This is a genomic window from Roseovarius sp., assembly GCF_018066915.1.
In the GTDB taxonomy this organism is placed as follows: domain Bacteria; phylum Pseudomonadota; class Alphaproteobacteria; order Rhodobacterales; family Rhodobacteraceae; genus Roseovarius.
The window spans coordinates 1-4,930 of the sequence record NZ_JAGPVV010000038.1 but is presented as its reverse complement, the minus strand read 5'-3'; the positions used below and the strand labels follow the sequence as shown (position 1 = coordinate 4,930).

The 4,930-nt window shown below is 63.8% G+C and carries 5 protein-coding genes and 1 pseudogene; 4 read left to right on the top strand and 2 right to left on the bottom strand.

Going from position 1 to position 4,930, the window contains the following annotated elements; translation table 11 throughout:
• Positions 1-481: glutathione binding-like protein (locus KBT70_RS02095; RefSeq protein ID WP_296628221.1), on the top strand; the 481-nt coding region annotated here is incomplete at its 5' end.
• 4 nt (positions 482-485) lie between these two features.
• Here KBT70_RS02095 and dacB read toward each other — a convergent pair.
• On the bottom strand, positions 486-1,985 hold the full coding sequence (dacB, locus tag KBT70_RS02090; protein ID WP_296628219.1) for a D-alanyl-D-alanine carboxypeptidase/D-alanyl-D-alanine-endopeptidase: 1,500 nt from the start codon (positions 1,983-1,985) through the stop codon (positions 486-488).
• A gap of 58 nt (positions 1,986-2,043) precedes the next feature.
• Entirely contained in the window at positions 2,044-2,655 is a 612-nt protein-coding gene (locus tag KBT70_RS02085; protein ID WP_296628224.1) for a nicotinate-nucleotide adenylyltransferase, read from the bottom strand.
• A 149-nt stretch (positions 2,656-2,804) separates the two neighbouring features.
• Here KBT70_RS02085 and ettA point away from each other — a divergent pair, with 149 nt between their 5' ends.
• The 3 genes and pseudogenes from ettA to KBT70_RS02070 form a co-directional block, all read left to right on the top strand.
• On the top strand, positions 2,805-4,460 hold the full coding sequence (gene ettA, locus KBT70_RS02080) for an energy-dependent translational throttle protein EttA (protein WP_296628217.1): 1,656 nt from the start codon (positions 2,805-2,807) through the stop codon (positions 4,458-4,460).
• A gap of 121 nt (positions 4,461-4,581) precedes the next feature.
• Positions 4,582-4,704: pseudogene (locus KBT70_RS02075) on the top strand (IS481 family transposase); the annotation flags it as partial.
• A gap of 34 nt (positions 4,705-4,738) precedes the next feature.
• Positions 4,739-4,930, top strand: a 192-nt coding sequence (locus KBT70_RS02070; RefSeq protein ID WP_296628204.1) for a hypothetical protein, incomplete at its 3' end; no start/stop codon positions are given.

The following is a 4,930-nucleotide window of genomic DNA, read 5'->3' as shown; positions in this document are numbered from 1 at the left end:
CCCCGAGGGGCCGGACGGCGCGCCGATCCATATCTTTGAATCCGGGGCGATCCTGCAATATCTGGCGCGCAAGACCGGGCAATTCTATGGGCAGACCGCGCGGGACCGGATTGCGGTCGATCAATGGCTCATGTGGCAGATGGGCGGTGTGGGACCGATGGCAGGCCAAGCGCATCATTTCCTGAAATTCGCGCCCGAGGATATTCCCTATGCCAAGAACCGCTACCGCGCAGAAGTGGCGCGGCTTTACGGCGTGCTCGACCGTCAACTGGCGCAGTCGGATTATGTCGCGGGGGATTTCTATTCCATCGCCGATATGGCGCTCTGGGGGTGGTGTTCGCTCTGGGAGGGGCAACAACAGACGCTGGAGGACAAGCCGCATTTCACCCGCTGGCTTGAGAAGGTGGGTGCGCGCGAGGGGGTGCAACGGGGGCGCGCGCTCCATGCCGACAAGCGCCGCGATCCGACGGCGCGGAAATAGCCTGTCAGCCGCCGTAAACCGCGCCCCAACGCTCGATCAGCGCCTGTTGCAGCCGCTTTGAGCGCGCATTCCAGCCGCGCGCGCCGGGAGGGCTGTCATCCTGCGAGGGATCAATGCGCGCGCGCAGACTGTCCGAGGCGGTGAAAATGGCAAAGGCCAGATCGGCCCCTTGCGGGGTCGTTACATAGCCTGCCAGTGCGCTTACGAAATGCAGCGTGCCGGTCTTGGCCGCCACCTTGAGCGGATGATTGCGATTGGGGCGGCCTTGGGCGTCGCGCAATTCGACCTGTCGCAAGAGCGGACGCAAGAGGCCCGCGCCATGCGCCCGCGCCAAGGCCTGCGCCATGGCCGCCGCCGACAGGCGCGACCGATCACTGAGGCCGGAATGATCCCGGAGTGCCGCGCCCGACATGCCGAGCGCCTGCGCCGCCCAGCCGTTCATATCCTGCGCCGACTGATCCAGCGCCACCACCGCCCCGCGCCGCTTGGCCGAGGCGGCAAGCCCTACCATTTCCGCCGTGAGGTTGGTCGAGAATTTCAGCATGTCGCGCAGGATGGTGGACAAGGGCGCGCTGGCATGGGTGACAATCGCGGTGCCGCCGGGCAAGCGGTCGGTGATCTGCGGCGCGCCGGTCTTGATCCCATGGCTCCGTGCGAAGGTGGCAAAGACCTCGCCGGCGTAAAGCTCGGGCTTGCGCACCGGCAGCCAGCGCGCGCCGCCTGTGCCGAGCGCCCCCAGCGCCACGGTCCAGTCGTCATAGCCGCCCGCGTCCTTGTAGGTATAGACCGGCACGTTACGATCGGCGATGCGCATGCGCGCCATGGTCACATCGGGGCGGTAGCGGTCTGACCGCGCATCCATGGTGATGGCATATTTGCCGCCCGCGCGCTTCCACTCGAAATGCACGCGGTTGTAATTGAGGTTGAGGCCAGAAAGGGCGGGGTTGTAGCCCGCATGTTCTGGCTGCGCCTCGTCAATGGCACGTTTGAACGGCACCGCCCCGCCCCAGACAAGGAACCTGCCGCGCAGCTCGCGCAGCCCGGTCTTGGCCAGATTGGCGGCAAGGCTGGCCAATGCATCGGTATCGAGGGTCGGATCCCCGCCGCCCGCCAGAATGAGATCGCCGTTGAGCACACCGCCCGAAATCGGCCCGGTCGCAATCAGCCGCGTGCCAAAGCGATGGTCTGGCCCAAGGGCGTCGAGCGCATAGAGCGCCGTCACCGCCTTGGTAACGCTCGCAGGGGGCAGGCCGGTGGTGGCATCGCCCGCCTCGAGCAATTGCCCGGTGCGCGCGTCGGCCACCGCATAGCCCACGCGCCCCGACAGATTGGCCTCGGAAATCAGCGCCTCGGGGCTGGGGGCGCGTTGCACTGCGCGGCGCGCGGTGCTATCGGGCCGGGCCACGGGGCGCAAGGAGACAGCAGGCGCGCCTGCCAAGGCCGGACTGCTCAGCGCCGCAAGCGCCGTGCCCAGAAAATACCGCCGTGAAATGCGCTTGGTCATGGTGCAGATTAAACCTTAGGCCGCAGCCGCACGCAATCGCGATTTGCCGCCCGCGCGGTCACTTTTGCCCCCGCGTCCAAGTGCCGCTCTCGCGCAGACGGGTCGAGGAAATATCCATCATCGGCACATTGACAAAGCACCAGGCGGGGGCGCCCTGCCGCCCGAGCGCCTGACTGTCATGGCTGGGCAGGCGGGCGCGGGCATAGATGCGCGCCGCAGGCGAGAGCCGCGCCGAAATACGCTGGCCGGGCCGCGCCAGCACCCCCACCGGCACCGTGTCGAGAATGTCGCGCCAATCCTGCCAGAGGTGGAATTGCGCAAGGTTATCCGCCCCCATCAACCAGACGAAGCGCACGCCGGGACAGAGCGCGCAGAGCGCCCGCAGCGTGGCGGCGGTATGACGCGTGCCGGTTCGCGCCTCGATATCGGTCACGTCGATGCGCGGATGATCCACCAATGCCCGCGCCGCCGCCATACGCTGCGCGAGCGGCGCGGGGCCATGCGCCTTGAGCGGGTTGCCGGGGCTCACGAGCCACCACAGCCGGTCCAGCCCGAACCGCCGCAGCGCCTCGCGGCTGATATGCAGATGCCCCGCATGGGGCGGATCGAACGATCCACCCAAGAGGCCGATCACCTGACCGGGGCGGGTAGGGGGCAGGGCATGTGTCATCGCCTCTTCATTGCCAGCGGCGCGCGCGGTGTAAAGCGAAATCCGGGCGCGCTCTGATCCGTAGATGCGCAGACCATTGCCCCCGCACGCCCATCCGGGTATCACGCGGGCTGAATTACCAGTCACCAAGCGGAACGGAGCGGCACATCATGGCAGCCTATCAATATGTCTATCACATGCAGGGCGTCTCCAAGGCCTATCCCGGCGGCAAGAAATGCTTTGAGAACATACACCTCAACTTTTTGCCGGGGGTGAAAATCGGCGTCGTGGGCGTGAACGGGTCGGGCAAATCCACCCTGATGCGGATCATGGCCGGGATGGACAAGGATTTCACCGGCGAGGCCTGGGCCGCCGAGGGCGCGCGCGTGGGATATCTGCCGCAAGAGCCGCATCTGGACGACAGCCTCGATGTGCGGGGCAATGTGATGCTGGGCGTGGCCGCGAAAAAGGCCAAACTCGACCGCTTTAACGAACTGGCGATGAATTACAGCGACGAGACCGCCGACGAGATGGCGCAACTGCAGGACGAGATCGACAGCCAGAACCTCTGGGATCTCGACAGTCAGGTCGATATCTCGATGGAGGCGTTGCGCTGCCCGCCCGATGATGCGTCCGTTGCGTCGCTCTCTGGCGGGGAACGCCGCCGCGTCGCGCTCTGCAAGCTCTTGCTCGAAGCGCCCGACATGCTGCTCCTTGACGAGCCGACCAACCACCTCGACGCGGAAACCATCGCCTGGCTGCAACAGCATCTCATCGCCTACAAGGGCACGATCCTGATCGTCACCCACGACCGCTATTTTCTCGATGACATCACAAGCTGGATTCTGGAATTGGACCGCGGCCGGGGCATCCCCTATGAGGGCAACTATTCCGCCTGGCTCGAGCAAAAGGCCAAGCGCCTGATGCAAGAGGCGCGCGAGGATAAATCCAAGCAAAAGACGCTCGAGCGCGAACTCGAATGGATGCGGCAGGGGGCCAAGGCGCGGCAGGCCAAGCAAAAGGCCCGGATCAACGCCTATAACGAGCTTGCCGGTCAGTCCGAGCGCGAGCGCATCAGCCGCGCCCAGATCGTCATTCCCAACGGTCAGCGTCTGGGCAACAAGGTGATCGAGGTCGAGGGGCTGAAAAAGCACATGGGCGACAAGCTCTTGATCGAAGATCTCAGCTTTTCCCTGCCGCCCGGCGGCATCGTCGGCGTGATCGGCCCCAACGGCGCGGGCAAATCCACGCTCTTCAAGATGCTGACGGGGCAGGAACAGCCCGACGCCGGCACCATCGAATTTGGTGACACGGTGCAGCTCTCTTATGTCGATCAGTCGCGCGACGATCTCAAACCCGAGGATAACGTCTGGGAGGCGATTTCCGGTGGGGCCGAGGTGATTGTGCTGGGCGACGCCCAGATGAATTCCCGCGCCTATTGCGGGGCGTTCAATTTCAAGGGTGGCGATCAGCAAAAGAAAGTATCGCTCCTCTCGGGCGGTGAGCGCAACCGGGTGCATATGGCGCGGCTCTTGAAAGAGGGCGGCAACGTGCTGCTCCTTGACGAGCCGACCAACGACCTCGACGTTGAAACCCTGCGCGCGCTGGAAGATGCGCTGATGGATTTCGCAGGCTGCGCCGTGGTCATCTCGCACGACCGGTTCTTCCTCGACCGGATTTGCACGCATATTCTGGCGTTTGAGGGCGACGCGCATGTGGAATGGTTCGAGGGCGATTTCTCGGCCTATGAAGAAGACAAGAAGCGCCGCCTAGGCCCGGATGCGTTGGAGCCCAAGCGGGTGAAGCACAAGAAGTTCGTGAGGTAATCCTGTGACGCCCCGGGCCTGACCCGGGGCGACCATGTCGTAGGGTGCGCATTCATTGCGCACCAATCCACCGCAGCCGTCTGGGCCTCGGTGCGCCATCAATGCGCACCCTACGGGGGGCTTCTTGGCGGCATACAATTTTGCCCGAAGCCTGAAGACAATCGGCGGCCTTACTCCGTACGAACATATCTGCAAAATCTGGACAACCGAGCCGGAAAAATTAAAACTCGGTCCACCCCATTAGTTGCCGGGATAGAACAGCGTGAGAGGGAAAGAATATGGACGTTAAAGACACGGAACCCCCCAAACTTGATGTCGATGTGTCCGAAGGCTCAAAGGTCACGGGTTCTGCCGGTTTTATGCGGTTCTACGGTTTGTATTGGAAGAAGGAATTCATTTTTGACGATGCTAACACCAAAATTCTTGCCGGTTTGCCCAACGGCTGGACGGGTTCAGGAAATATAGCAAAG

What these genes read in the sequence shown, in the direction of transcription:
- KBT70_RS02085 (WP_296628224.1), bottom strand. Translation starts at nt 2,655, where the DNA reads ATGACACATGCCCTGCCCCCTACCCGCCCCGGTCAGGTGATCGGCCTC.
- dacB (WP_296628219.1), bottom strand. Translation starts at nt 1,985, where the DNA reads ATGACCAAGCGCATTTCACGGCGGTATTTTCTGGGCACGGCGCTTGCG.
- ettA (WP_296628217.1), top strand. Translation starts at nt 2,805, where the DNA reads ATGGCAGCCTATCAATATGTCTATCACATGCAGGGCGTCTCCAAGGCC.